We start from the raw sequence: 24726 nt of genomic DNA, 5'->3' as shown, positions 1-24726 counted from the left end.
CATGCTGACAATCTGGGGTCGCAAAACATCATCCAACGTCCAGGCGTTGATGTGGTGTGTCGGCGAACTGGGCCTGCTGTTTCGCCGCCATGACGTCGGACATGAATTTGGCGGGCTGGACAGCGATGCCTTCGCGGCCCTCAACCCAAACCGGACAATTCCGGTGGTACAGGACAACGACGACACAACAATTTGGGAAACGGGCGCGATCCTTCGATACCTCGCTGCACGCTATGCTGATGACAGTTTCTGGCCCGACGACCCGGTGCGACGTGCAACGGTCGATAAATGGGCGGAATGGGCCAAGCTGAACGTCGCCATGAATTTTACCGTGCCGGTCTTCTGGCGAGTCGTTAGAACGGCGCCCTCCGACCGGGATGAAACAGCGATCACCGCTGCCCTGCATGTGCTGGAAGACAAGCTGGCCATTGCCAACCAACAATTGTCGCATAGCGCTTATATCGCAGGGACCAGTTTCACGCTGGCCGACATCCAGTTGGGCCACATTTTGTACAGGTATTTTGACATCGACATCCCGCGCGCACCATTCAGGCACCTACGGCGATACTATGAAACCCTGTCGGCCAGACCGGCCTATCGCGATCACGTCATGATAAACTACGAAAGCCTGCGTGCGCGTTAATCAAAGGCTCAAACTCCGATTTCCGGACCATAGCACACCATTTCTTCGCCACGGTCATCAGCCTCGTACAGTTCAGTCTCCTGAGGGTCGCCCTCGAACTGCGCAATCAGCCTTCCACCCGATCTGGTGAACAACCAGCATTGAGGATCCGGTCGGTCTTCATAGACGAAACATATCTGTTGATTTTGCTCGTACCAGACACCTTCCTTGCAATCGCCATCCAGAAACGACCAGATGACCCTGCGCCCGGGCAGATAGCGTTCCACCCCATATACCTGCCCCTGGAACCCATAAAACAGGGTCTTGCCGCGTGTGTATTCGTCGAACTCTGCAGCCGATAGCGCAGTCTGCGCGGTTGCGGCCTGCGCGGACGCAATCAGAAGAATCACCAAATGCCTCAACATGGTTTCATATTGTCAGATGCCGCAATCCGACGCCAACCAGCATTTTGCGACCGGTTTCCTTGACGTCACCGGTTGAGTTGCCCGGCACATCAGGCTGACACTGCATCAGAACCAACAGCCGACACTGGCAGGAGAGTAAGGGATGACAACAGCTCTGTTCTGGATCGCCGCATTGTTTGCAGTCGCCTACCTTCCGATGGCTCCAAAACCGGCCAGCCTAATGCGAACGGCGTTCAAGACCGGATCGGTTGCCATCCTGGCGCTGATCGCAGCGGTTGCCGGCGCCCCTTCCCTGCTGATCCTGGCCCTGGTGTTGTGTGCCGTCGGGGATGCTTTGCTGTCGCAAGAGACCGAGGCGACGTTCATGGCCGGGATCGGTGCTTTTGCCGCCGGGCATCTGGCTTATATTGCCCTGTTTCTGACCCACGCCAGCAGCGATCCGGCGCTGATCCTGGACCGGCCAGGATATGTCTGGTCGCTGGTTCTACTGGGCATTGTCGCGGCGACACTTCTGGCACCACGAGCTGGTGATCTGAAAATCCCGGTGTTTTGCTATATCCCGATCATTCTGGGGATGGGGATTACGGTTCTGAGCCTGCCCGAGACCGGAGCATTACGCTGGGCCCTTCCCGGAGCGCTGGCCTTCATCGCATCCGACCTGATCCTGGCCACAGAAAAGTTCCTGCTTCCGCCCCGGCATCCCGCAACGGCCCTGACCCCATATCTGGTCTGGCCGCTTTACTGGGGCGCACAAGCTGCATTGCTGCTTGCGTTTCTCTGACCCTTTGCAACTGCCGCAAATCCGCATTAGGTGAAGGGAACACCTGCGGAGACCAAAGATGGCGTTTTTCTCAAAGCTCAAGGATCGGCTGTTCAAATCCTCGTCCCGGCTGGAACAGGGGCTCGATGCGATTGTCGAAGATGGCGGCGAAGAAACGACCGCCCCCGATCCGGTCATCCCCGCGCCAGAACCGGAGCCTCAGCCCGTCCCCGAGGTTCCCGAACCGACCCCCGAACCAGTCCCCGCCCCGCAACCGGTCGAAACACCTTCTCCGGCGGACCCCACACCGGCCCCTCCTCCGCCCGAAGCAACCCCGGCGCAGCGCAAGGGTGTTCTAGGACGGCTGTTCAATCGGGGCGACACTCAGGTCGTGGTACGACGCACGCTTGACGATGACATGCTTGAACAGCTTGAAGAGTTGCTGATCGCCTCGGACATGGGGGTGGATACCGCACTGCGTGTCACCGCCAACATGGCCGAAGGTCGTTTTGGCCGCAAATTGTCGACCCAGGAAATCAAGCAACTTCTGGCGCAGGAAGTCACCCGAGTGATGGAACCTGTTGCAAAGCCGTTGCCCATCTACCCCAAACGCCCACAGGTGGTTCTGGTTGTTGGCGTCAACGGATCCGGCAAAACCACAACCATCGGCAAGCTGGCAAGCCAGTTCAAATCCGCGGGTAAGAAAGTGGTCATTGCAGCGGGCGACACCTTCCGCGCCGCCGCGGTCGAACAGCTTCAGGTCTGGGGCGACCGCGCTGGCGTCCCCGTCCTGACCGCGCCCGAAGGCTCGGACCCGGCTTCGCTGGCTTTCGACGCCCTGACCCGTGCGCAGAATGAAGGGGCGGACCTTCTGATGATCGACACAGCAGGCCGTCTGCAAAACCGCGCCGACCTGATGGAGGAACTGGCCAAGATCGTCCGCGTCATCCGCAAGGTCGATGACACCGCCCCGCACAACACCCTTCTGGTCCTCGACGCCACCACCGGCCAGAACGCGCTGAGCCAGGTTGAAACCTTCCGCAAACTGGCCGATGTCTCCGGCCTTGTGATGACCAAGCTGGACGGCACGGCCAAGGGTGGTGTTCTTGTGGCGCTCGCTGACAAGTTCGGTCTGCCCATCCACGCCATTGGTGTCGGCGAACAGATCGACGACCTGGCCCCATTCGACCCGGAAGAATTCGCCGCCGCCCTCACTGGCCTCGACAAGGGCTGATCCACCCCTTCATCTGGCTGAAAATATCCTCGGGGGGTGTGAAGGGCAGACAGCCCCCCACCCTTTCCACCCAGCAAAAGGCCGATAGTTGAGCGACTGGCTGATTTCCCTCGAAGGCACCGAAGCGGGCCACCAACTTGCGCTGGGACTGGCGCTTATGGCGGCATTCCTGCACGCGGTCTTCGGAGCGTTGCAGAAAGGGCGTCACGACCCCTGGCTGTCACGCGGCGCGGTCGACATCTGCTACTGCCTGATGGCCGCGCCCTTTGCCTTTTTCGTCGTGCCCTGGCCTGAACCTTATATGTGGCCCATCTTCGCAGTCGTCTGGCTGATCCACATCGCCTACAAGACCTTGCAGGCCCTGGCCTACACCAAAGGCTCCTACACCGTGGTCTACCCGGTGGTGCGCGGCACCGGCCCCCTGTTCACCGTCATTGGCGCCTACCTGCTGTTCGGCGAGACATTTTCGGCCACGCAGTGGTTCGGCGTCGCGGTGTTGCTGGCCGGTATCTTCGGATTGGCCGGATACAATCTGCGCTATCTCGAGACCAACCGCGAAACGCTGGGTATCGCCTTGTTTCTGGCCGTCGTAACCGGGCTGTTCGTAGCGCTTTACACAACCTATGACGCCTATGGCATTCGTGCGACCGCCGATCCGTTCACATTCCTGGCCTGGTTTTTCATGATCGACGGGGCGGCAATGCCGATCTATGCCTTCCTCAGATGGCGGGCCATGATCCATCGCCCTGCGATTGGCCCACTGATGCTGCGCGGGCTCGCGGGCGGTATCATCGCCCCATTGTCCTTCGGGGCCATCATGCTCGCCACACGGCTGGACAAAGTTGGCGAGGCCGCGGTGCTTCGCGAAACCTCGACCGTGTTTGCGGCCCTGATCGGATGGCTGGTGCTGAAAGAGACCGTCGGCCCCCGGCGTATTGCCCTGATGGCCTTGATTGCATTGGGTGCAGTAATAGTTGAAATGGGCGGGTAAGCAGCAGGACAGAATCATGACAGGTAACAAAGAAATCAACCCGTTTCTGAAACAGGTGCTGGAACTGGGCCCGCCTCTGGCCTTCTTCTTCATCTATCTGCGCCTGCGTGACGACAGTTTCCTGATCGGCGGCATCGAGTATTCCGGCTTCATCATAGCGACGATCATCTTTGTACCGCTGATGCTGGGTGCCATGGGCATATTGTGGTTTCTGACCGGAAAACTCAGCCGGATGCAGATCTTCACGGCCTTCATGGTGATTTTCTTCGGCGGTCTGACGGCCTGGTTCAATGACGAGCGGTTTTTCAAGATGAAAACCACGCTGGTCTACGGCTTCTTCTCGGTCATCCTGGGCATCGGTCTTTTGCAGGGGAAATCCTATCTCGCCTATGTGCTGGACGAGATGTTGCCCATGCGCCATCAGGGCTGGATGATTTTGACACGTCGCCTCTGTGGCTGCTTCGCCGTTTTGGCGGTTGCCAACGAAGTTGTCTGGCGGACCTTGTCGACCGATCTCTGGGTCAAAATCGAAACCTTCGGGTTTCCGATTGCCCTGATGGTCTTTCTGATGCTGCAATTCAACCTGCTGCAAAGCTATATGGACGACCCGGATCATCAATAGGTTCCGACAGCGGACATCACAAAACCGTGAACATGCCCGCATTGGCGCCAAGTATTCTGTCTGAAATCCGGCAATTACCCACAAACAGCTTGGCTAAGCGCCAAAGCTGTGAAGAATGGGGTAACCACTCACCACCCCCATCCGGAGCCCCGTACACTCATGACGGCCTTCCCAAACAGCGGCTTTCTTGCCGAAGCATCTGATCGCCTGAAAGCCATGCTTACCGCGCAGGCTACCGAAATTTCACTGAACGACGGAGAAACCCTTTTCGAACAGGGTGACGAGGGCAACGCGCTCTACGCCATTCTGGAAGGCACACTCGAAGTGTCCTTTTTGGCGATGAGCGGCCGAAAGCTTACGCTGACGCTGATGCGTCCGGGTGAGATCTTCGGCGAAATCGCCCTGTTTGACAACGGCCCGCGTACCGCCACCATTTCCGCTGCCGAACCCTCGCGTGTCCTGCGCGTGCTGCGCAACGATGTGCTGCGTCAGATACGACAGCACCCCGATCTGGCCGAGGACATGATCCGTCTGGCAGGTCTGCGCATGCGCTGGATGGGCTCGCAGCTGAACGAGCAGGTCTTTCTGCCGATGCCGATCCGGCTGGCCCGCAAACTGCTTCACCTTTCGGAACTTCAGGACAATCCGGCAGACAGGATAACCCTGTCGCAAAGCGAACTTGCCGAATTCGTAGGCGCCACGCGCGAGGCGGTGTCCAAGACCATATCCACCTGGAAACGTGACAATATCGTTCAGGCGTCGCGGGGTGGGTTGCTGATCCAGGACTTCGATGCATTGCGGGAACTGGCCGAATCCGACCTGATCTGACGCCTGTGACCTGCTTCACATACAAGCGGCGACGTTAACACTAAATTAATAACTGTTACCGTAGGAGGTCAGAGAATCATCCCCGATATCTGTCCACTGACCTCTCCCTGTACCAGAGCCATACGTCCTTCCCAGGCGTATGGCTCACCTTTTCCATCAGCAATTTCAGACAAAAAAGGGCCGGAGTTTACACTCCGGCCCGATTACCTTTTTGCGCCTTGGGTCATTCACCAAGGCTGAGTGCGACAAACCGGGGTTCACCTCCGCGACGCACCAACAGCAGCAGGGACTTGCGCCCGGCCTCTCGTGCTTCTTCCATGCGTGTTTCGAGGTCACTGACGGATGTCACTTTTTGCTGACCGGCCTCGGTAATCAGATCACCGGCCCGCAATCCCTTGGCATAGGCTTCGGACGCCTCATCAACTTCGCTGACGACCAGCCCGTCGGCTTCGGCGTCCAGACCAAGGTCTTCCCGTAGCTTGTCGGTCAGCGGGGAAATGGTCAGGCCCAGAATCTCGGAGTTTTCGTCCTCGTCGTCCGTTTGCGCGGGCTCATCTCCGTTTTCCACCCGTTCAGCATCCTCGCGACGCCCCAGAGTGACCAGAACGGTCTGGGTGCCGCCATCTCGATGGACAACGACGCGAACGGATTTGCCGACCGTCGTTTCCCCCACCTGACGCACCAACCCGCGCGTGTCTTCCACTTCGACACCGTCAAAACTCAGGATCACGTCACCCGCCTTCAGCCCGGCTTCTTTTGCCGGCCCCTCGGGAACGTCGCTGATCAGGGCGCCACCGGGCTTCTCCAGCCCCATGGCTTCGGCCATGTCTTCGGTCACGTCCTGAATGCGCACACCCAGCCAGCCGCGACGCGTTTCGCCGAATTCGCGCAGTTGATCGACAACCTTGACCACCACATTCGAAGCCATGGAAAAGCCAATACCGATGGACCCGCCATTGGGTGACAGGATCGCGGTGTTCACACCTATGACCTGACCATCCATGTTGAACAGCGGCCCACCCGAGTTGCCCCGGTTAATAGCTGCATCCGTCTGAATGTAGTCGTCGTAAGACCCGCTGAGCGCGCGGTTGCGCGCCGAGACAATACCGGCCGAGACCGAGAACCCTTGCCCCAGCGGATTGCCCATGGCAATCACCCAGTCACCAACGCGCGCCGTGTCGCTGTCGCCAAACTTTACATATTTGAGCGGACCGGTCGCTTCGACCTTAAGCAGTGCGATGTCGGTCTTTTCGTCCGTGCCGATCACCTTGGCCGGCAACTCCTTTACGGGTTGCCCGTCACCGGGAAAGAATTCGACAAGGATTTCGTCCGCTTCGGCGATGACGTGGTTGTTGGTTACAATGAACCCGTCTTCGGAAATCACAAACCCGGAACCCAGCGCATTGCTGCGGCGTGGGAGGTTCTCATCGCCGTCGCCATTACGGTCCTGAAACTCGCGAAAGAAGTCTTCGAACGGAGACCCTTCGGGCACGATCCCGCGTGGACCGGTCTGTCCCTCGATCAGCGTGCTGGTCGTGATGTTGACAACCGCGGGGCTTATCTTTTCTGCCAGCGGCGCAAGGCTTTCGCCCCGGGCATGAACAGCGACGGTCTGGGCCAGAACCAACACCATTGCGGCAAAGGCCAACCACATCCACCGCATCATAAAAACCGCGTCTTCGCGCCCGAGGGAAATACTGCGTGCTTTTGCCTGCACCTGTGGTCTCCTTGTCGAATTATTCAGGTGGCCACTCTAGCGCGGCCTTTCTTACGGACTAATGTAGTCAGTTTGACCTGTCCCGCAACTCAGGATCGCGTGGAAATCACCGGCAAGTGAGATGTCCTGCTCAAAAGCCCAACTGATAGGCACCCCACAGAAGGATCAGCCCGCTGATCACGCACAAAAGACCCGTAATTCGCCGTGCCTGCTCGGGCAGGGTCCGCAGGGTTTCCAGCATCCGTTCGATAAGCGAAGGGGCCAGCGCATAGGCCAGCCCCTCGACAATCAGCACCAGCCCGAAGGCCAGAAGGATCATACCCATTACCGGCCGCCCTGACCCGTAGGTGATTTCAGGTAATTAAAGAAATCAGAGTCCGGGCTCAGCACCATCGAGCTGTTGCCACCGCGCAGCGCGCGCTCATATGCGGAGAGCGAGCGATAGAACTCGAAAAACTCCGGATCCTTGCCAAAGGCTTCGGCGAAGATCGCGTTCCGCTCAGCGTCGGCCTCACCGCGAATGATCTCGGCCTCGCGGTTGGCGTCCGAGACCAGTTCGACCACGGTCCGGTCGGCCTGCGCGCGCACACGCTGCGCCGCCTCGTTACCGCGGGCGCGTTCGTCGGTGGCTTCGCGTTCCCGCTCGGCCTTCATCCGGTCGAAGGTTGCCTCAAGGTTGGCTTGCGGCAGATCGGTGGCTTTCAGACGCACGTCGATGACGCTGACGCCCAGCGCCTGAGCCTCGGCAATCGCGCTGTTGCGGATGCGCAGCATCAGCGCCGCACGGTCCGAACTGAGGATGTCACGGGACGAAACCGACCCCAGTACCTCGCGCGTTTCGGCCCGCAGGATGCTGTCCAGGCGATTCTCGGCAACCGGGACACCGCCCGTACCAACAGCCTGACGGAAGCGGTTCAGATCGGAAATCCGATAGCGGGCGAAGGCGTCAACCACAAGGCGGCGATCGTCCAGCGGTGTCACTTCCAGAGGCTGCACGTCGATCGAGAGGATACGGTCGTCATAACGCACCACTTCGTCGAAAACCGGCAGCTTGAATGCCAAACCGGGTTCTTCCTTGACGTTTACGACCCGTCCAAAACGCAGAACAAGGGCGCGTTCCCGCTCGTCGACGATGAAGATGGATGACAGCCCCGCAACAACCAGTATGACGAGAACGATCAGAATAATGGGTGACTTACGCATCAGTTGCTCCCCTCGGCCTGATTGCGGCGCAGTTCGTTCAGCGGCAGATAAGGCACGACGCCCTGCCCCTGCCCGGTCGAGCCCTCGTCCAGTATGATCTTGTCCACGTCACCCAGAACCTGCTCCATCCGTTCAAGGTACAGACGTTTGCGGGTTACGTCAGGGGCTTTGGAATATTCCTCGAGAACCGCGCTGAAACGGCTGGCTTCACCCTGCGCGCTGTTGATCTGCTGGGCGCGATAGGCTTCGGCCTCTTCCAGAACCTGTGCCGCTTCACCGCGCGCCTCGGCCAGAACCCGGTTTGCGTAGGCGTCAGCCACGTTCTGCAGGCGGTCACGTTCCTGCGCGGCGGCCTGAACATCGCGGAACGCGGCAATCACGTCCTGCGGCGGGTCGGCCTTGTCAAAGTTGACGCGGATGATGTTCACGCCCGAATCGTAGCTGTCCATCGTGGACTGGATCAGCTCTTGCAGGCGTTCACCGATGATGCCGCGATCCCGGTTCAGGATCGGGGCCAGTTCGCTTTGGGCGATGATCTCACGCATCGCCGATTCCGACACGGCGCGGATCGTCTGGCGCGGGTCGCGGAGATTGAACAGGAATTTCGCGGGATCGTTGATGTTCCACACAACCTGATAGTCGATATCGACCACGTTCTCGTCACCGGTCAGCATCAGGCCATCGTCGCTGCCGCGCGCACCGCCCATATCCTCGGTCTGTTCGCGGGTGACGGGGATAACCTCGGCGGTCACAACCGGCCAGGGTGCAAAGTTCAGACCCGGGTTCCCAACGGCCGAAAACTCACCCAGGAACAACTCAACCGACTGTTCTTCCGGTTTTACGGTATAGAAGCTGGCAGCTGCCCAAAGGCCCACTGCGACCAGAGCGCCGATGACCACTGTGCCTTTGGTAAAGACCGGGCCACCGCCACCTGCGCCCTGACCGTTACCGCCACGGCCACCGCCACCACGACCACCCATCAGCACGCGCAGCTGCTCCTGACCTTTCTTCATCAGCTCGTCGATCTCGGGGATCTGCGGGCCATCTCCTTCGGGGGGCTTGCGCCCATCACCGTTGTTACCCCGATTTCCTCCGCCGCCCGAGGAGCCTCCGCCCCCCCAGGGGCCGCCGCTGTTGCCCGCCATATGTGTCTATTCCTTCGTTTAGGCCCGTGTGATCACGGGATCCCTTGTAACTTGTGTGCGCGCGGTTGCAAATCAAGCAGTGCGCACAGGTTGCCGCATTGTAACAAGTTCTTCCGCCATTACCGGATGAACCGCAACCGTGCGGTCGAAATCTTCTTTGGTCGCGCCCATTTTGACGGCGATCCCGGCCAGTTGTATCATCTCGCCCGCACCCGGCGCGACGATGTGACAGCCCAGCACCTTGCGGGTCGCCTGGCTGACGATCAGTTTCATCAGCACCCGCTGCGTGCCGCCGGCGAAGGCTTTCTGCATCGGCTTGAAGGACGTCGCGTAAACTTCGACCGGCTCCTGTGCCGCAGCCTCTTCCTCGCTTAGTCCGACGGTCCCGAATTCCGGCTGCGTGAAGATCGCCGTCGGGATCAGTTCATGATCAACCGGGGTCGGGTTGCCCTTGAACACGGTTTCCACAAAAGCCATGCCCTCGCGAATGGCGACCGGCGTAAGGTTCACGCGATCAGTCACATCACCGATGGCATAGATCGAGGGCACGCCAGTCTGGCTGTACTCATCCACCACAATCTCGCCCTTGCGACCTCGTTCGACGCCCAGCGCCTCAAGCCCCAGATTGTCCGCATTCGGAGCCCGGCCAGTTGCGTACATGACAACATCGAACCGATCTTCAGTGCCGTCAGTGGCCTTTACCCGGATCTTGTCATCTTCCTTGATCATCTCCAGCACGTTGGTGCCAAGGCGCACATCGATGCCGTTCTGGCGCATTTCTTCGCAGATCAGGCCACGCGCTTCTTCGTCGAACCCACGCAGGATTTGCGCACCGCGATAGAACTGAGTGGTCTTGACCCCCATCCCGTTCATGATCCCGGCAAACTCGCTGGCGATATAGCCGCCGCCAACGATCAGGATAGATTCAGGCAGCTTCTCAAGGTGGAAGATTTCGTTAGATGTGATCGCCAGGTCAGAGCCCGGAAATTCGGGCACCACAGGGCGTCCGCCGGTGGCGATCAGGATGTGCTTGGCCGTCTTGCGTGTCCCATCCGCCAGCTCAACCGTGTGGGAATCGACCACAGTGGCGCGCTGGTCAAAGCTTTCGACACCGTTGTTTTTCAGAATGTTGCGATAGATACCTTCCAGCCGGTCCAGTTCCGCCACCAGTTTGCCATGGAATGTATTCCAGTCCAGCGCACCCGGCTGAACATCCCATCCATAGGCCTGCGCATCGTCAACCATGCCGGAAAACTCGCTGGCGAAAACCATCAGCTTTTTTGGAACACAGCCCCGGATCACACAGGTTCCGCCATACCGATCCTCTTCCGCCAGCGCCACCTTGGCGCCGGTCTCACCAGCGGCCACGCGCGCTGCACGGACCCCGCCCGAGCCGCCACCGATAACGAAAAGATCATAGTCAAAGCTCATACCGGGTTCCTTTGTTCAGTTTGCCTGAAGGGTTCTGGATATCTGGGCGCGGAAAATCGTCTGCCAACCCCTTAGGATCAGGATTTCGGGTTTCTCTCTGGCCATTTGCAGAAAATCCAGCCGCAATTTTCAATCAGAGAGGTCCGTAAACAGATTGTCCCTGTCGCCATCGGCCAACTGGTCCAGTTCCAGGGTTCCTTCGTTGATGTCGCGCAGTTCGACCCGCCCGTCACCGTGGCCAATTACGACCTTGTCGCAAATATCGATGAACAACCCGTTCTCGACAACTCCGGGAACCTGGTTCAGCACCAGCGCCAACTGACGGGCATTTCCGATGCGTTGCAGGTGCAGATCCAGAATGTGGTTGCCCTCATCAGTGACAAAAGGGGCCTGGCCGTTCATTCGCAGCGCGGCCGAGGTGCCAAGCACATCCATCGTATCCAGTGCTTCCTCGATCAGGGTTCGCGTGGTTTGCCAGCCAAATGGGATCACCTCGACCGGCAATGGAAATGCCCCCAGGGTTTCAACCTCTTTGCCTGCATCGGCAATGACCACCATCTGATCGCTGGCCGTTGCCACGATCTTTTCCTGAAGATGCGCACCGCCGCCGCCCTTGATCAGGTTCAATTCGCCGTCAAATTCATCTGCGCCGTCTATGGTCAGGTCCAGCCACCCCGCCTGATCCAGAGAGACGACTTCGATCCCGACTTCACGTGCCAGCTGTGCCGTGCGGGTTGAAGTGGGCACGCCCTTGATCCGCAACCCTTCCTCTTGCACCCGTTCGCCGAGCCGACGCACAAGCCAGGCGGCCGTTGATCCGGTTCCCAATCCGACACGCATGCTATCCTGAACCATTTCCGCGGCACGGTGCGCGGCTACATATTTCGCCTTGTCGATGGGCGACAGATCCCCTGTCATGGCAGCTTTCCCCCAAGTTGCTGCGGGCCTTATACGAAATGCCACACTCAACTTCGAGACCCAAAACGCCAATTCAACTGGGCGTCTTGTCGCGAAAATACGCGTTTCCTATTGGAAACGTCGCAATCGGCGCGTCCTGCGGGAAAGGTGCGTAATAGATATGCATTATGGAACCGCGCTACCGCCTGCATTACGCCCCTGACAACGCCTCGCTGGTGATCCGACTGGCGTTGGAAGAGATGGGTTTGCCTTATGAGACCGCATTGGTCGATCGGACCCGTGATGCACAAAACAGTGCTGCCTATAAGCAACTGAACCCCAACGGCCTTATCCCTGTTTTGGAGACGCCGCAGGGACCGATCTTTGAAACCGCAGCCATTTTGCTGTGGCTGACCGATACACACGGGCAACTCGCGCCAGCTCCGCAACATCCGGACCGCGCGGCGTATCTGAAATGGCTTTTTTTTGCGTCGAACACGCTGCACGCCGACCTGCGCATTTTGTTCTATGCCGAGAAGTACATCGAGGCGGCGCAGACAGAAGCGCTGCGGGCTGGTATCCGGACCCGCCTGAAACGACATCTTTCAATCCTCGAAAAGCAGGCGAAGGACACGCCGGGCTGGTTTGGATCAGACCAACCGTCGGCCCTGTCATACTACATCGCCTGCATGATGCGATGGATGGCGTTGTATCCGGCCCAGGCCGATCGCAGCTGGTTTCAACTGACTAACACTCCTCATCTGAGGCAGCTTTTGCTGCAACTGGAAGCCCGCCCCGCAACGCGCGCAGCAATCGCAGCGGAAGGGCTGGGAGTTGCACCGTTCACTGCACCATCATACGCTACACCACCAGAAGGCTCAGCTACCTGATATGTTTCTATCTGTCTTCGATATGTTCAAAGTGGGCATCGGCCCGTCCTCGTCCCACACCATGGGACCAATGGTTGCCGCGGCCCGCTTTCTGGACCTGATGCGCGCCTCGCCGTTCGACTTCTCGGGGCTTCGGGGGTCATTGCATGGCTCACTGGCGTTCACAGGTGTGGGCCACGCGACCGACCGCGCCACGATCCTCGGGCTGGCCGGGTTTGTTCCGGACACCTATGACAACAACAAGGCCGAAGAAGCGCTGGCCGCCATTTCCGAGTCCCATACTGTCACGCCGGAAGGGCTGCCGACGCTGAAGTTCGATCCAAAATCGGATCTGGTGTTCGACTATGAAAAAAACCTGCCGGGTCACGCCAATGGTATGATCCTGATGGCCACAGACGCGCAGGGCGATGTGATCCTCAGGCAGGTCTACTACTCGATCGGTGGCGGGTTTGTCCTGACCGAAGAAGAACTGGCCGAGGGCAAGGCAACGGATGAAGGTGATCCGGTGCCGTTTCCGTTCAAAACTGCGGTCGAGATGCTTGAGATGGCCAGTTCCAGCGGCAAAAGCATCGCGGACATGAAACGCGCGAATGAAATCGCGCGTGGATGCGCGGACAGTTTTGCCAAGGGCACCGCGCGCCTGTGGCAGGTAATGAATGACTGTATCGAACGTGGACTGGTCACAGATGGCATTCTGCCCGGTGGCCTCAAGGTTCGCCGCCGTGCCAAAGGCATCCATGACGCACTGGTGGCCGAGCGTGGCATGAATCTGAACGCTCCGCACACGATCAACGACTGGATGAGCGTTTACGCCATGGCCGTCAACGAAGAGAACGCTGCCGGGGGCCAGGTGGTCACGGCGCCCACCAATGGGGCCGCAGGTGTTCTGCCGGCCGTTTTGCGGTACTATCTGGATCACGTACCCGGCGCGTCCGAAAGCCATGTGGAAGATTTCCTTTTGACGGCGGCCGCGATTGGCGGGTTGGTCAAGTTCAATGCCTCAATCTCGGGCGCAGAAGCCGGATGCCAGGCCGAGGTTGGCAGCGCCTCGGCGATGGCAGCCGCCGGTTTGTGCGCAGTGATGGGCGGCACGCCCGAACAGGTCGAAAACGCTGCGGAGATCGCGCTGGAGCATCACCTGGGAATGACATGCGACCCGGTTGCCGGACTTGTTCAGGTGCCTTGTATCGAACGGAACGGTCTGGGTGCGATCAAGGCGGTTTCAGCGGCCTCGCTGGCGCTGCGCGGCGATGGTAAACATTTCGTCCCTCTGGATTCGGTCATTGAAACCATGCGCCAGACCGGGCACGACATGCACGAACGCTACAAGGAAACGTCTCTGGGCGGCCTGGCCGTCAATGTTCCGAACTGCTGAGGCAAACGGGCGACGTCGCAACGCATCCGTATTCTTGCGTTTTCTGGATGGATTTGCACCAAAAGCGGTGCAAATCTGTTCCTGAAAGGAAGGTGTTTCATGCGTGGACGATGTCTTTGCGGAAAGGTCGGCTTTGAAGTCAATCCACCTGTTCTGTCCTGCGTCACCTGCCACTGCGAAAGCTGCCGCAGGCAATGCTCGGCCCCGATGACCGCCTATTTCGGCATCCGGGACAACCAATGGCGCTGGACAGGTGAAACACCAAAGACGTTTCGTTCCTCTCCGGGCGTTGAACGCAGCTTTTGCCCGCATTGCGGCACACCAATGTCCTTTCGCTCGCAGTCTATGTCCGACGTAATGCATCTTTACGTCGCCGCCCTTGAGGACCCCGAGGCTTTGCAGCCTACCCTGCACGTCGCCCATGAAGAGAAGCTTGGCTGGCTCAAGCTTGATGACGGCCTGCCCTGCTGCATCGGCCCCGACTACACTAAATATCAACCGCCTGCTGAAAGCTGACCTTTCCCCGTCCGCAGCAAATCGTTAGCGTCGCGGACATGACTCAGGACCGCCCCGTACTCGGCATCATTCTGATGCTTGGCTTTTGCATGCTCGCCCCGCTGGGCGATGCAATGGCCAAACTGTTGGGTGAGACAACTCCGATCGGCATACTGGTCTTCACCCGGTTTGCCGTGCAGGCACTGATCCTGATCCCTCTGGTCGCCCTCACGGGTCGTCCTTGGCGACTGCGGGGGCGTATTCTGAAACTGACCGTGATCCGGACCGGTCTGCACATCCTTGGCATCACCGCGATGTTCAGCGCCTTGCAATTCCTGCCGCTGGCCGATGCCATCGCTATCGCCTTCGTCATGCCCTTCATCATGCTGCTTCTGGGCAGGTTCGTTCTGGATGAAGAGGTTGGCATAAGGCGATTGTTGGCCTGCGTCGTGGGGTTTTCCGGTACGCTTCTCGTCATTCAGCCCAGCTTCGCTCAGGTCGGAGCGCCTGCCCTGCTGCCGCTGATCGTGGCCGTGGTGTTTGCGCTGTTCATGCTTGTCACGCGGCAGATCGCCAAGGAAACCGATCCGGTTTCGCTCCAGGCTGTCTCGGGCGCGATGGCAACGCTGATCCTGCTGCCTGTGCTGACCCTAGGAAGCGCCATTGACGTTTCGGAACTGACGTTCAGCCTGCCTGATAAAGACGCGGTTTGGCTGCTTTTGGGTATCGGCGTTCTGGGCACCGTTGCCCACCTGTTGATGACCTGGTCGTTGCGCTATGCCCCATCAGCAACGCTGGCGCCGATGCAGTATCTGGAAATCCCGGTTGCGACCGTGTTCGGCTGGCTGATCTTTCACGACCTGCCCAACGGCATCGCCGCATTGGGGATCGGCATCACGATGGCGGCAGGTCTTTACGTCATTCTGCGCGAGCGGGCCAGCGCCCGGTCTGCTCCGACAGAAACGCCTGCATGACCTGATCCAGCGCGCAGCGGGGAGCCATTGCAACCAGACCCGGGCCATTCATCTGCAACGTGACTTCGGATACCGCCCGGTTGGACGTGCCGATCTGACCGTCCGGCTGCAGAACCAGATCATCGATCGGCCACTCCAGCCCTTGCGAGCGTCCTGTCACTCTTTGCAGGGGAAACAGGGATACCACGCTCCCTTTCGGCAAGTTCAGGGAAACCTTGGGCGGCGCGTGAAACACGACCTCGTGCTCTCCCAGCAGGATGCATGATTGGTTCTGACGCTTGATCAGCACGCTGAGAACCGCCAATTGATGATCCAGACGCCCGCCCAGAAAGCCAACGCCCAAAACCACGGGGGCTTCGATATTGCGCAGCGCCTTGTCGAAATCCGTGCTATTCTGTTCAGGTATGGGAAACAGGCGGTCCGCCGGTATTTCGTCGAAGTCAGTTGCGGAGAGCGAATCGAAATCACCGATGACGGCATCCGGAATACGCCCCGATTCCCTGAGAACCGTCGCACCACCATCCGCTGCAACGGCCAAATTGGCGCGATTCAGCGCCAGATTCAGATCATCGGGCCCGATTTGCCCTCCGCCAACCAGTAAGATTGGCTCGGACGACCGCACAATCGGCGCATTTTTTCTAAGATTGATCATTTTTCCCGGATTTGGACACATTCAGACCACAAAATGATAGGTTCATATAGAGAGTTTCGAACCAATACGTGTGCCTGATTCCGGGCGAATTGGTTCAGGTAGTTTGTAAAGGACGTGCGTCTGATGGTACAGAATAACAAGGTATTGACCGTTTCTTATGGAACCTTCTCCTGCACATTAGAAGGCTTTGACGATTCGTTTGAAACGATGAAAGCGATTGCCGAGTACTTTCGCGACCTTGCAGCAGATGATCGATACTTCGGCTCGGAACCGCCACAGCCTGACGCCGAAATGCTGACCCGGATCGCACAGCGGGACGCCTCGAAACGCGTGGAAGCCAGACAGAGCGACACTGGCCTGCTGCTGCGCGCAACCGAAAGTTCAGCCACGATCGCCACGCCCGCAACGCCGCCAGCACAGGAACCAACCATCAGTGCCCCCGATCTGAACGTCGTCAATACACCGCAACCAGCGCAACCCGTTGCCACTGCCGAACCCTTCGATGCTGCGCCAGCCCCCCCTGCTGACAGCATCGCCGCCAAACTTCAGCGGATACGCGCGGTAGTTTCGCACTCGGCTGACAATCCTGTTGAATACTCGGAAGACGAAGACAGCACCTTGCTGACAGGTGGTGCCGCCCCGGTTGACGCCGTGGCCGCAGCCTTTGAGGCGGGTGCGCTGAACCCGGCAGACATCGAGCCTGTGACCCCCGTCTCGATGCCTGCACCCGAAGCGGCAACCCCACCCGCCGCTCCAGAACCTGTTTCCGCACCGGAGCCTGTTGTATCCGAAGAGTTTGAAGACGAGGCTGAAGCTCCGGCAGCGGACGCGCTGTTTTCGGACCTTGATGATCTGACGGAAGACGAACAGCCGGAAGCGGAAGCCGAAGAAGACGAGATCGTAAACATCCTCAGCGAAGAAGACGTGGCAGAGCAGGAAGAGGAATCCGAAGCAGCCGAGTCGCAAGAGGAAGCAGCGGAAGACAACAAGCTTCTCCTGACTGCCGAAGATGAAGTTGCACTGCTGGATGAGATCTCGGCCGTCGAGGCAGAACTGGCGCAGCGGGCCGAAGACCAAAAACCGAAGGATCATTCGAGCCTTGATCTGGACGTGTCCCGCCTGATGGACAAAGCCGACGAACAACTTGATGACCCGGCTGCAAATGATCAGCGCGAGACATATTCGCACCTGCGCACCGCGGTTGCGGCCACCGAAGCCGAGCGTAAAGAAAAGGGTGACTCGGCCGAGAAAGCTCAGGATCAGGAATACCGGGGGGATCTGGCGTCGGTCGTCAGCCCGCGCCGCCCGGAAATTCAGGTCACCAGCATGCGTCCGGAATCCGATGCCGCTGCACCGCTCAAACTGGTGGCGGAACAGCGCATCGACAATCAGCAAAGCGAATCTGGCCCTGTCACGCCCCGCCGCGTCACCACCCCGCAAGAGGAGAAATCCGCTGACGAAGGTGGTTTCGCGACGTTCGCCCAGGAACAGGGCGCTCAGTCATTGCCTGATCTGCTGGAAGCCGCCGCTGCATACCTGTCCTTTATCGAGGGTCAGGAACAGTTCTCGCGTCCGCAATTGATGAACAAGGTCCGGTCCCTCAAGCAGGACGAATTCAACCGCGAAGAAAGCCTGCGTTCGTTCGGTCAATTGTTGCGGGATGGAAAAATCGAAAAGGCTGGCGGAGGCCGCTTTGCCGCCTCGAACCAGATCGGTTTTCGCCCCAGCGACGAGCGCGCAGCGGGCTGATCCGCAAAAGGTTTAGTCAGAAAAAGGCCGGAGGACAACTCCGGCCTTTTTCTGTTTGCGTATCTGGGAACGAACCGGAAGACGCGTACGTTTCCGTCGTTCCAACACACTCGCTTTCGCCGGCGTGGCTAACGTGATCCCTGGTCAGGGTCTTCTTTGCCAACACCACGGAAAACGAACTTGAACGGCAATGCCCACAAGATGCCAAGCACGATGTAGACCAGCAGTTCCAGCCAGATTGGCGGGCGATCCAGCCAGTTCACAACCGTCACCACGGCAACGACGTAAACGGGCAAGCCAACCAGCAGAATAATCAGCGACCAGCGGCGGCGCGCTTTGTAGCTCAGGCCGGTTTTTTGTTCGTCGCTCATCAGTCGGCAAACGGGTCTGTCACCAGAATGGTGTCTTCCCGCTCCGGGCTGGTGGACAACAGGGCGACAGGGCATTCGATCAGTTCTTCGACACGGCGAACGTATTTGATCGCATTGGCTGGCAAGTCCGCCCAACTGCGCGCGCCTTCGGTCGATTCACTCCACCCCTGCATTTCCTCATAAATCGGCTTGCAACGCGCCTGTTGATCTGCCGCCGTGGGCAGATAATCCAGGCGCTCGCCATCCAGTTCGTAACCCACGCAAATCTTGAGCGTCTCGAAACCATCCAGAACATCCAGCTTGGTCAGCGAAATACCGTTCACACCGCTGGTCGCGCAGGTCTGGCGCACCAGGCAGGCGTCAAACCAACCGCACCGGCGCTTACGACCAGTGGTCGTGCCGAATTCGTGACCACGCTCACCAAGGCGCTGACCGTCATCATCCTCCAGTTCCGTGGGGAACGGCCCCTCGCCCACGCGCGTCGTATAGGCTTTGACGATACCCAGCACAAAATCGATGGACCCCGGGCCGATGCCGACCCCGGTTGCAGCCTGCCCTGCGATCACGTTGGACGAGGTCACAAAGGGATAGGTTCCGAAATCAATGTCCAGCAAGGCGCCCTGCGCCCCTTCGAACAGAATACGTTTGCCCGCTTTGCGCTTTTCATTCAGCACCTTCCAGACCGGGGCGGCAAACGGCAGAATCTGCGACGCAATCTCCTTGAGCTGCGCGATCAGACCGTCGCGGTCAACCGGCTCGATCCCTAAGCCTTTGCGCAGCGGGTCGTGATGCTGCAACGCCCGGTCAACCCGAGCTTCAAGAGTTGCCTCGTCCGCCAGGTCCGCAACACGGACCGAACGGCGACCGACCTTGTCTTCATATGCCGGCCCGATGCCGCGCCCGGTTGTGCCGATCTTGGTACCCTTGCTTGCAGCCTCTTCGCGCGCGCGGTCCAGTTCGCCGTGAATCGGCAGGATCAGCGGTGTGTTTTCTGCGATCATCAGTGTATCGGGCGTGATATCGACACCCTGTGCCCGGACCGTTTCGATCTCTTTGACCAGATGCCACGGATCCAGAACCACGCCATTGCCGATGACACTCAGCTTGCCGCCGCGCACAACACCGGATGGCAGCGCATGAAGCTTGTAGACTTCGCCATCGATAACCAAAGTATGACCGGCGTTATGCCCGCCCTGAAAACGCGCGATCACGTCCGCCCGTTCGCTGAGCCAGTCGACGATCTTGCCTTTTCCCTCGTCGCCCCACTGGGCTCCGACAACAACCACATTGGCCATACCAGGTCCTTTTGTGCTGATTTACCAAACCCGGCTCGTATAGCGAGGTGACAGCAGCAGGGAAACAGGTAATTCGACGCATCCGCAAATCGCGCTGCGCGCGATGCCTCCGGCGGGGATATTTTTGGGCCAGATGAAGTCCGGATCCCTTGTTCATCTGGCCCGAAATATCCCGGGGGAGTCGCCCGGTGGGCGGCGGGGGCAGCGCCCCCTCACCCTTACCTGAGGCAAACGGGCTCACCATGAGGCGTCGTCAGATAGGCGTCTTCCCAAGCGTGCCGCAGCAACAGGAGTTCATCCGGGGCAGCATCACCATGCTCTGCCAACAGCGCCTCCAGCGTTTCGAGCCAGGCGTGAAAATAATCATCTCCGCCATCCAACTCTTTGCTCAGCCCATGTTTTCTTAAGGTCGCCGAAAACCTGGCGACCCAATCTGACCAACCGAACCGACCGGTTTCGTTCAGGGCCATGGTTATCGCAAAGACCTGTGCGTGCCATGGCTGGTCAAAAACGGGCTGAGGTGCCGAATGTGTCAGACAGGTGCTCATGCGGGTTCCAGATGGCTCTGCCAGACGTCCAAAACCACCTCATCCCTCGGGTGTTCCGGGTTGGCCCAGAGTTCAGATGCGGGGAAGACCACTGCGTAAAGCGGTTCAGGGGCTTCTCCCAGACCGTGTGCGTTTGAATCGGGAAAAACATGCGTTCCGTGCAGTCTCAGAATGCGCCCCTTTGCACCGGCGGCATAGATGGGCAGACGCGTGTGACCGCCGTCCACAAGACGATTGGCCGCCAGATGCGAGGTAACGACGTCCTGGCCTGCCACGAACCTGGCCGGAATATCCGACGGACGATCGGCGGGACCACCACTGGATAGTACACGGGCCACTGCTTCGGCCTTCATGGCCTTGCCTGCCAACGGATGTGGGCCTTTGGACAGGTTCCCCTCCAGGTCATCGGGCGTCAGGACGCCGCGTTCCACCAACAAATCGGCAAGGGCGGAGATCCACTTTTCATAGTACGAGAACCGGGTGTAATCCTTGGGCGACAGGCGTTCCCGTGCGTGGCGGGAAATGTCGATGTTCCACTGTCCCAGTGATCCGGCTGCCAGGGTCAGCGCCAGCGCCCGGGCGTGCCAGCCTTCGGGAAATACAGGGCCGTCCTCGGGCTCGGGGCGAACCGGTCCGTCGCCGAAACGTCCACCCATGTCGTGCACGCGAGTCATGCCGGCACCTTCGGCAATCCGGTCCCGATCATACTGTCCCGCGTGACAAGCGTGGCGAGTTCGTCTTCGCCTAACCCCTCCGTTCCATGCGGACGCATCGGCAGTACAAGGTATCGAACCTCGGCCGTGGAATCCCAAACCCGGACCGACGTGTTATCGGGCAGCGTCACGCCAAAATCCGCCAGTACCTTGCGAGGTTCTCGCACTGCACGCGCCCGGTAGGCATCCGACTTGTACCAGCCCGGCGGTATTCCAAGCAGCGGCCAAGGGTAACAGCTGCACAATGTACAGACGACCATATTGTGCTGATCGGGCGTGTTTTCCACCACCACCATATGTTCACCCTGCCGTCCGTAGTATCCCAGTTCGGCCACAACCGGCGTGGCATCTTCCAGCAACGCGGCCTTGAAGGCCGGATCGCTCCAGGCCTTGGCGACAACGCGGGCACCATTCTGAGGGCCGATCCTGTTCTGATACGTATCTATGATCTCATCCAGCGCGGCTGGATCAATCAAACCCTTGCGTGTCAGAATAGTCTCAAGTGCCTTAACGCGAAGCGCGGGTTCAGGCGGCAAAAGGGCGTGCGGGTGATCGTGATCATCATGTGGCATGGCCGCAGCCTGCGCGAGGAAAAGCCCTGCTGTCCAGTCCCTTTGACGTGATCTGAGGCATCAGGGTTCTTGATGCCAACTCCTCCCTTGCCCCCAGCATCAAACTTGCATAGATACCACGCGATACACGCCACGCTGTACAGGACCACCATGGAAAACGTCGTTCTCATCATCCATCTTCTTTTGGCTCTGGGCCTGATCGCCGTCGTCCTGATGCAGCGGTCCGAAGGCGGCGGCCTTGGCATGGGCGGGGGTGGTGGTGGCGCCATGACCGGTCGTGCGGCTGCAACCGCGCTGGGCAAGCTGACATGGATCCTGGCGGCATGCTTTATCGTAACCTCGATCACGCTGACCATTCTGGCGGCTCAGAAATCCTCGGGCAGTTCGGTGATCGATCGTCTGGGCGTTCCGGCACCGGCCGCAACAGAAGACAGCACACCAGCGGTTCCGTCGGCGGATGATCTTCTGCCACCGGCGCAGGGCGACAACGCGCCGCTGATTCCGCAAGCCGACTGATTCACTAGACCTAGAAACCTGAAAGAGAACTGCAACAGCATCTTGCGGTTCTCTTGCGCTATTGGCGCGAATCCTTTATACGTGAAGTCCCGTGATGCAGCGGTTTTTCGGAACCGCCGGGCAGCTGATTTTGACGTCTCACGGGAGCAGCCGAAAAAACATGGCGCGATTTATTTTCATCACTGGTGGTGTGGTTTCGTCCTTGGGCAAAGGACTGGCGTCGGCGGCCTTGGGCGCGCTGTTGCAGGCCCGGGGATATTCGGTGCGTCTGCGCAAGCTGGATCCCTATCTGAACGTCGATCCCGGCACGATGTCACCATTTGAACATGGCGAAGTTTTCGTCACCGATGACGGGGCCGAAACGGATCTGGACCTTGGCCACTATGAGCGTTTCACCGGTGTTGCCGCCCGAAAAACCGACTCGGTCAGTTCGGGGCGAATTTATTCCAATGTGCTCGAGAGAGAGCGCCGTGGCGACTACCTTGGCAAGACCATTCAGGTCATTCCGCACGTTACCAACGAGATCAAGGATTTCATCTCCATCGGCGAGGATGAGGTCGATTTCATGCTGTGTGAGATCGGCGGCACCGTCGGCGATATCGAGGGCCTGCCCTTTTTTGAAGCCATCCGCCAGTTCAGCCAGGACAAACCACGCGGCCAGTGCATTTTTATGCACCTGACGCTGCTGCCCTATATTAAGGCCTCGGGTGAGCTGAAAACAAAGCCAACCCAGCACTCGGTGAAGGAACTTCGTTCCATCGGGCTGGCCCCTGACATCCTGGTCTGCCGCTCCGAAGGTCCGATCCCCCAAAAAGAGCGCGAGAAGCTGGCCCTGTTCTGCAACGTGCGCCCGGACAGCGTGATCGCGGCGCAAGACCTGTCCACGATCTACGACGCGCCATTGGCCTATCACCATGAAGGGCTGGATCAGGCCGTTCTGGATGCGTTCCAGATCAGCCCGGCCCCCAAACCGGATCTCGCGAAATGGGAAGATGTCAGCGATCGCATCCACAACGCCGAAGGTGAAGTGAAGGTCGCCATCGTCGGCAAGTACACTCAGTTGGAAGATGCCTATAAGTCCATCGCCGAAGCACTGACCCATGGCGGAATGGCGAACCGGGTGAAGGTGAAGATTGAATGGGTTGATGCGGAAATCTTCGACACCGAGGATGCCGCGCCCTATCTGGAAGGCTACCATGCCATCCTTGTCCCCGGCGGATTTGGAGAGCGCGGGACAGAAGGCAAGATCAAGGCCGCGCAATATGCCCGCGAGCACAAGGTGCCCTATCTGGGTATTTGTCTGGGCATGCAGATGGCCGTCATCGAAGCAGCGCGGAACGCCGCCGGCATCACCGAGGCGGGCTCTGAGGAGTTCGACCACGAGGCCGGGAAAAAACGTTTTGAACCCGTGGTTTACCACCTGAAAGAGTGGGTGCAGGGCAACCACAAGATCGAACGCAAAGTCGGTGACGACAAAGGCGGTACCATGCGTCTGGGCGCATACAACGCAGTGCTGGCCGAAGGATCGAAAGTGGCCGAGGTCTACGGCAACACCAATATCGAAGAACGCCACCGTCACCGCTATGAAGTGGACATCAAGTACCGGGACAAGCTTGAAAAGGCGGGCCTGAACTTCTCGGGCATGTCACCTGACGGCCGCCTTCCGGAAATTGTCGAATGGTCGGATCACCCGTGGTTCATCGGGGTGCAATACCACCCGGAACTCAAATCCAAGCCGTTTGACCCGCATCCGCTGTTCCGCGATTTCGTGCGCGCGGCCAAAGATACGTCGCGCCTGGTCTGACCCAACAGACTGACCGGGCGCTGAACAGCGCCCGGCTACTGCACCAGTCAGAGCTTCAGTGCTTTGCGGGTCTTGGGCCCGACGATACCGTCCGGTTCCAGACCGTTTTCCGCCTGGAAATCAATCACAATTGCATGCGTGATCTGGCCGAATTCACCATCCGCGATAATGTCGTAGCCCAATTCCGCCAGCCGCTTTTGCAGTTCCTGAACTTCGGCCCCGATATCGCCAATGGAAAGGTTTGCGTTGGGGACGGTCCGGTTTGAAATCGCCTCTCCCAAAACACCGTCCTTGTGCCACTTGCGTATGGTCTCGTCAGCAATCTCGAAGTGCATTCCATCTTCAAAACTGCTGAAACCCACGCCCCAGAACCAGCCAGCCGCGTTGAAAAACGGTGCCATCGCGGCAAGGCCCGCCAGTGTCTTGCCGTCCTTACCATCGGTTCCCCCTTTGACACCGATACCATCCAATGCACCTTCGATATTGATGTCGATTGCGCAACCCCATGAATGATTGGACGGATTGTTGCTGTTTTTGATTTTTCGGACACACAGCATCCCCGAACTCCCAAGGGTTTTGAACACTTCTGGATGAGCATCTTTCACATCCGCCATAACGCCGCGCAGCGAAGCAATAGCGGGTTTCAGGCCGGTCGCTTTGAACGGCCCCACGTCGTCTGTGACCATCAGCGATTTGAGCTTGTCGTTTCCTGCAATTCCTCGGCACTTGTTGTCCAACACAGGCCGCGGCATGCCAAGGATAGCCAACATTGTGGACCGCTTGGCAGAGCTTAACCCTTTGTTGATCTTTTTCGGTATGTCGACAACTTTCTTGGGCTTAACCATTTTGACCTCCGAAAATACCGCATCTCACAACATCAAAGCGCGTTTAGGGTGC

Annotated in this window: 27 protein-coding genes; 13 read left to right on the top strand and 14 right to left on the bottom strand. The window is 59.0% G+C overall.

Features of this window, described 5'->3' with window-relative positions:
- Position 1 precedes the first annotated feature (1 nt).
- Entirely contained in the window at positions 2-643 is a 642-nt protein-coding gene (locus ACR0CG_RS16840; protein WP_480526401.1) for a glutathione S-transferase family protein, read from the top strand.
- 8 nt (positions 644-651) lie between these two features.
- Here the strand turns inward: ACR0CG_RS16840 and ACR0CG_RS16835 are convergent, their stop codons facing one another.
- On the bottom strand, positions 652-1047 hold the full coding sequence (locus tag ACR0CG_RS16835; RefSeq protein ID WP_480489670.1) for a hypothetical protein: 396 nt from the start codon (positions 1045-1047) through the stop codon (positions 652-654).
- A 142-nt stretch (positions 1048-1189) separates the two neighbouring features.
- Between ACR0CG_RS16835 and ACR0CG_RS16830 the strand changes: the two genes are divergently transcribed.
- From ACR0CG_RS16830 to ACR0CG_RS16810, 5 genes are all read left to right on the top strand, one after another.
- Positions 1190-1828, top strand: coding sequence for a lysoplasmalogenase family protein (locus ACR0CG_RS16830; protein ID WP_480526399.1), 639 nt, complete (start codon positions 1190-1192; stop codon positions 1826-1828).
- 58 nt (positions 1829-1886) lie between these two features.
- Positions 1887-3041 (top strand): signal recognition particle-docking protein FtsY, encoded by a 1155-nt coding sequence (gene ftsY, locus ACR0CG_RS16825; RefSeq protein ID WP_480526397.1) that lies wholly within the window; start codon positions 1887-1889, stop codon positions 3039-3041.
- An 88-nt stretch (positions 3042-3129) separates the two neighbouring features.
- On the top strand, positions 3130-4032 hold the full coding sequence (locus ACR0CG_RS16820) for an EamA family transporter (protein WP_480526395.1): 903 nt from the start codon (positions 3130-3132) through the stop codon (positions 4030-4032).
- A gap of 16 nt (positions 4033-4048) precedes the next feature.
- Entirely contained in the window at positions 4049-4654 is a 606-nt protein-coding gene (locus ACR0CG_RS16815) for an inner membrane-spanning protein YciB (protein ID WP_170616502.1), read from the top strand.
- A 159-nt stretch (positions 4655-4813) separates the two neighbouring features.
- Positions 4814-5482 (top strand): Crp/Fnr family transcriptional regulator, encoded by a 669-nt coding sequence (locus ACR0CG_RS16810; protein ID WP_480526392.1) that lies wholly within the window; start codon positions 4814-4816, stop codon positions 5480-5482.
- Between the two features lie 223 nt (positions 5483-5705).
- On the opposite strand, the gene ACR0CG_RS16805 is transcribed toward ACR0CG_RS16810, so the two are convergent.
- The 6 genes from ACR0CG_RS16805 to rpiA form a co-directional block, all read right to left on the bottom strand.
- Complete coding sequence (locus ACR0CG_RS16805) at positions 5706-7148, bottom strand: Do family serine endopeptidase (protein ID WP_480526470.1); 1443 nt, start codon at positions 7146-7148, stop codon at positions 5706-5708.
- 181 nt (positions 7149-7329) lie between these two features.
- Entirely contained in the window at positions 7330-7524 is a 195-nt protein-coding gene (locus ACR0CG_RS16800) for a DUF2065 domain-containing protein (protein ID WP_170616506.1), read from the bottom strand.
- Positions 7524-8402, bottom strand: a complete 879-nt coding sequence (gene hflC, locus ACR0CG_RS16795; protein WP_480526391.1) for a protease modulator HflC — start codon at positions 8400-8402, stop codon at positions 7524-7526. The genes ACR0CG_RS16800 and hflC overlap by 1 nt, the downstream gene beginning before the upstream one ends.
- On the bottom strand, positions 8402-9547 hold the full coding sequence (gene hflK, locus ACR0CG_RS16790) for an FtsH protease activity modulator HflK (protein ID WP_480526389.1): 1146 nt from the start codon (positions 9545-9547) through the stop codon (positions 8402-8404). The genes hflC and hflK overlap by 1 nt, the downstream gene beginning before the upstream one ends.
- 72 nt (positions 9548-9619) lie before the next feature.
- Positions 9620-10978 carry a glutathione-disulfide reductase gene (gene gor / locus ACR0CG_RS16785; RefSeq protein WP_480526387.1) on the bottom strand — a complete coding sequence of 453 codons (1359 nt, stop codon included), beginning with the start codon at positions 10976-10978 and terminating at the stop codon, positions 9620-9622.
- A 129-nt stretch (positions 10979-11107) separates the two neighbouring features.
- A complete protein-coding gene (gene rpiA, locus ACR0CG_RS16780; protein WP_480526386.1) occupies positions 11108-11896 on the bottom strand; it encodes a ribose-5-phosphate isomerase RpiA in 789 nt (262 codons plus the stop codon).
- A 167-nt stretch (positions 11897-12063) separates the two neighbouring features.
- Here rpiA and ACR0CG_RS16775 point away from each other — a divergent pair, with 167 nt between their 5' ends.
- From ACR0CG_RS16775 to ACR0CG_RS16760, 4 genes are all read left to right on the top strand, one after another.
- Positions 12064-12765: a glutathione S-transferase family protein gene (locus ACR0CG_RS16775; protein WP_480526384.1), complete on the top strand. Its 702-nt coding sequence runs from the start codon at positions 12064-12066 to the stop codon at positions 12763-12765.
- A 1-nt stretch (position 12766) separates the two neighbouring features.
- A complete protein-coding gene (locus ACR0CG_RS16770; protein WP_480526382.1) occupies positions 12767-14140 on the top strand; it encodes an L-serine ammonia-lyase in 1374 nt (457 codons plus the stop codon).
- A gap of 99 nt (positions 14141-14239) precedes the next feature.
- On the top strand, positions 14240-14656 hold the full coding sequence (locus ACR0CG_RS16765) for a GFA family protein (protein WP_480526380.1): 417 nt from the start codon (positions 14240-14242) through the stop codon (positions 14654-14656).
- Between the two features lie 38 nt (positions 14657-14694).
- The gene (locus ACR0CG_RS16760; protein ID WP_480526379.1) at positions 14695-15609 is read left to right on the top strand and encodes a DMT family transporter; all 915 of its coding nucleotides are present in this window, start codon (positions 14695-14697) and stop codon (positions 15607-15609) included.
- Here ACR0CG_RS16760 and ACR0CG_RS16755 read toward each other — a convergent pair.
- Positions 15554-16261: a thiamine diphosphokinase gene (locus ACR0CG_RS16755; protein ID WP_480526377.1), complete on the bottom strand. Its 708-nt coding sequence runs from the start codon at positions 16259-16261 to the stop codon at positions 15554-15556. The genes ACR0CG_RS16760 and ACR0CG_RS16755 overlap by 56 nt on opposite strands.
- A 123-nt stretch (positions 16262-16384) precedes the next feature.
- On the opposite strand from ACR0CG_RS16755, the gene ACR0CG_RS16750 reads away from it, so the two are divergent.
- Positions 16385-18010, top strand: a complete 1626-nt coding sequence (locus tag ACR0CG_RS16750) for a hypothetical protein (protein WP_480526376.1) — start codon at positions 16385-16387, stop codon at positions 18008-18010.
- A gap of 128 nt (positions 18011-18138) precedes the next feature.
- Here ACR0CG_RS16750 and ACR0CG_RS16745 read toward each other — a convergent pair whose 3' ends face one another.
- The 5 genes from ACR0CG_RS16745 to nthA all read right to left on the bottom strand — a co-directional run bounded on the left by ACR0CG_RS16745 (position 18139) and on the right by nthA (position 21509).
- Positions 18139-18381: a DUF2842 domain-containing protein gene (locus ACR0CG_RS16745; protein ID WP_170806099.1), complete on the bottom strand. Its 243-nt coding sequence runs from the start codon at positions 18379-18381 to the stop codon at positions 18139-18141.
- Positions 18381-19676: an adenylosuccinate synthase gene (locus ACR0CG_RS16740; protein WP_170616541.1), complete on the bottom strand. Its 1296-nt coding sequence runs from the start codon at positions 19674-19676 to the stop codon at positions 18381-18383. The genes ACR0CG_RS16745 and ACR0CG_RS16740 overlap by 1 nt, the downstream gene beginning before the upstream one ends.
- 218 nt (positions 19677-19894) lie before the next feature.
- Positions 19895-20224, bottom strand: coding sequence for a nitrile hydratase accessory protein (locus tag ACR0CG_RS16735; RefSeq protein WP_170616543.1), 330 nt, complete (start codon positions 20222-20224; stop codon positions 19895-19897).
- Positions 20221-20898, bottom strand: coding sequence for a nitrile hydratase subunit beta (nthB, locus tag ACR0CG_RS16730; protein ID WP_480526375.1), 678 nt, complete (start codon positions 20896-20898; stop codon positions 20221-20223). The genes ACR0CG_RS16735 and nthB overlap by 4 nt, the downstream gene beginning before the upstream one ends.
- Entirely contained in the window at positions 20895-21509 is a 615-nt protein-coding gene (nthA, locus tag ACR0CG_RS16725) for a nitrile hydratase subunit alpha (RefSeq protein WP_480526373.1), read from the bottom strand. The genes nthB and nthA overlap by 4 nt, the downstream gene beginning before the upstream one ends.
- A gap of 150 nt (positions 21510-21659) precedes the next feature.
- Here nthA and secG point away from each other — a divergent pair, with 150 nt between their 5' ends.
- The gene (secG, locus tag ACR0CG_RS16720; RefSeq protein ID WP_170616550.1) at positions 21660-22025 is read left to right on the top strand and encodes a preprotein translocase subunit SecG; all 366 of its coding nucleotides are present in this window, start codon (positions 21660-21662) and stop codon (positions 22023-22025) included.
- 160 nt (positions 22026-22185) lie between these two features.
- Positions 22186-23829 (top strand): CTP synthase, encoded by a 1644-nt coding sequence (locus ACR0CG_RS16715; protein WP_480526371.1) that lies wholly within the window; start codon positions 22186-22188, stop codon positions 23827-23829.
- A gap of 47 nt (positions 23830-23876) precedes the next feature.
- Here ACR0CG_RS16715 and ACR0CG_RS16710 read toward each other — a convergent pair whose 3' ends face one another.
- Positions 23877-24674 (bottom strand): peptidoglycan-binding protein, encoded by a 798-nt coding sequence (locus ACR0CG_RS16710; RefSeq protein WP_480526369.1) that lies wholly within the window; start codon positions 24672-24674, stop codon positions 23877-23879.
- Between the last annotated feature and the right edge of the window lie 52 nt (positions 24675-24726).

The organism is Ruegeria sp. AB8 (assembly GCF_056542605.1).
Note: the sequence above shows the minus strand (reverse complement) of the source record. Positions and strands in the feature narration are given on the sequence as shown.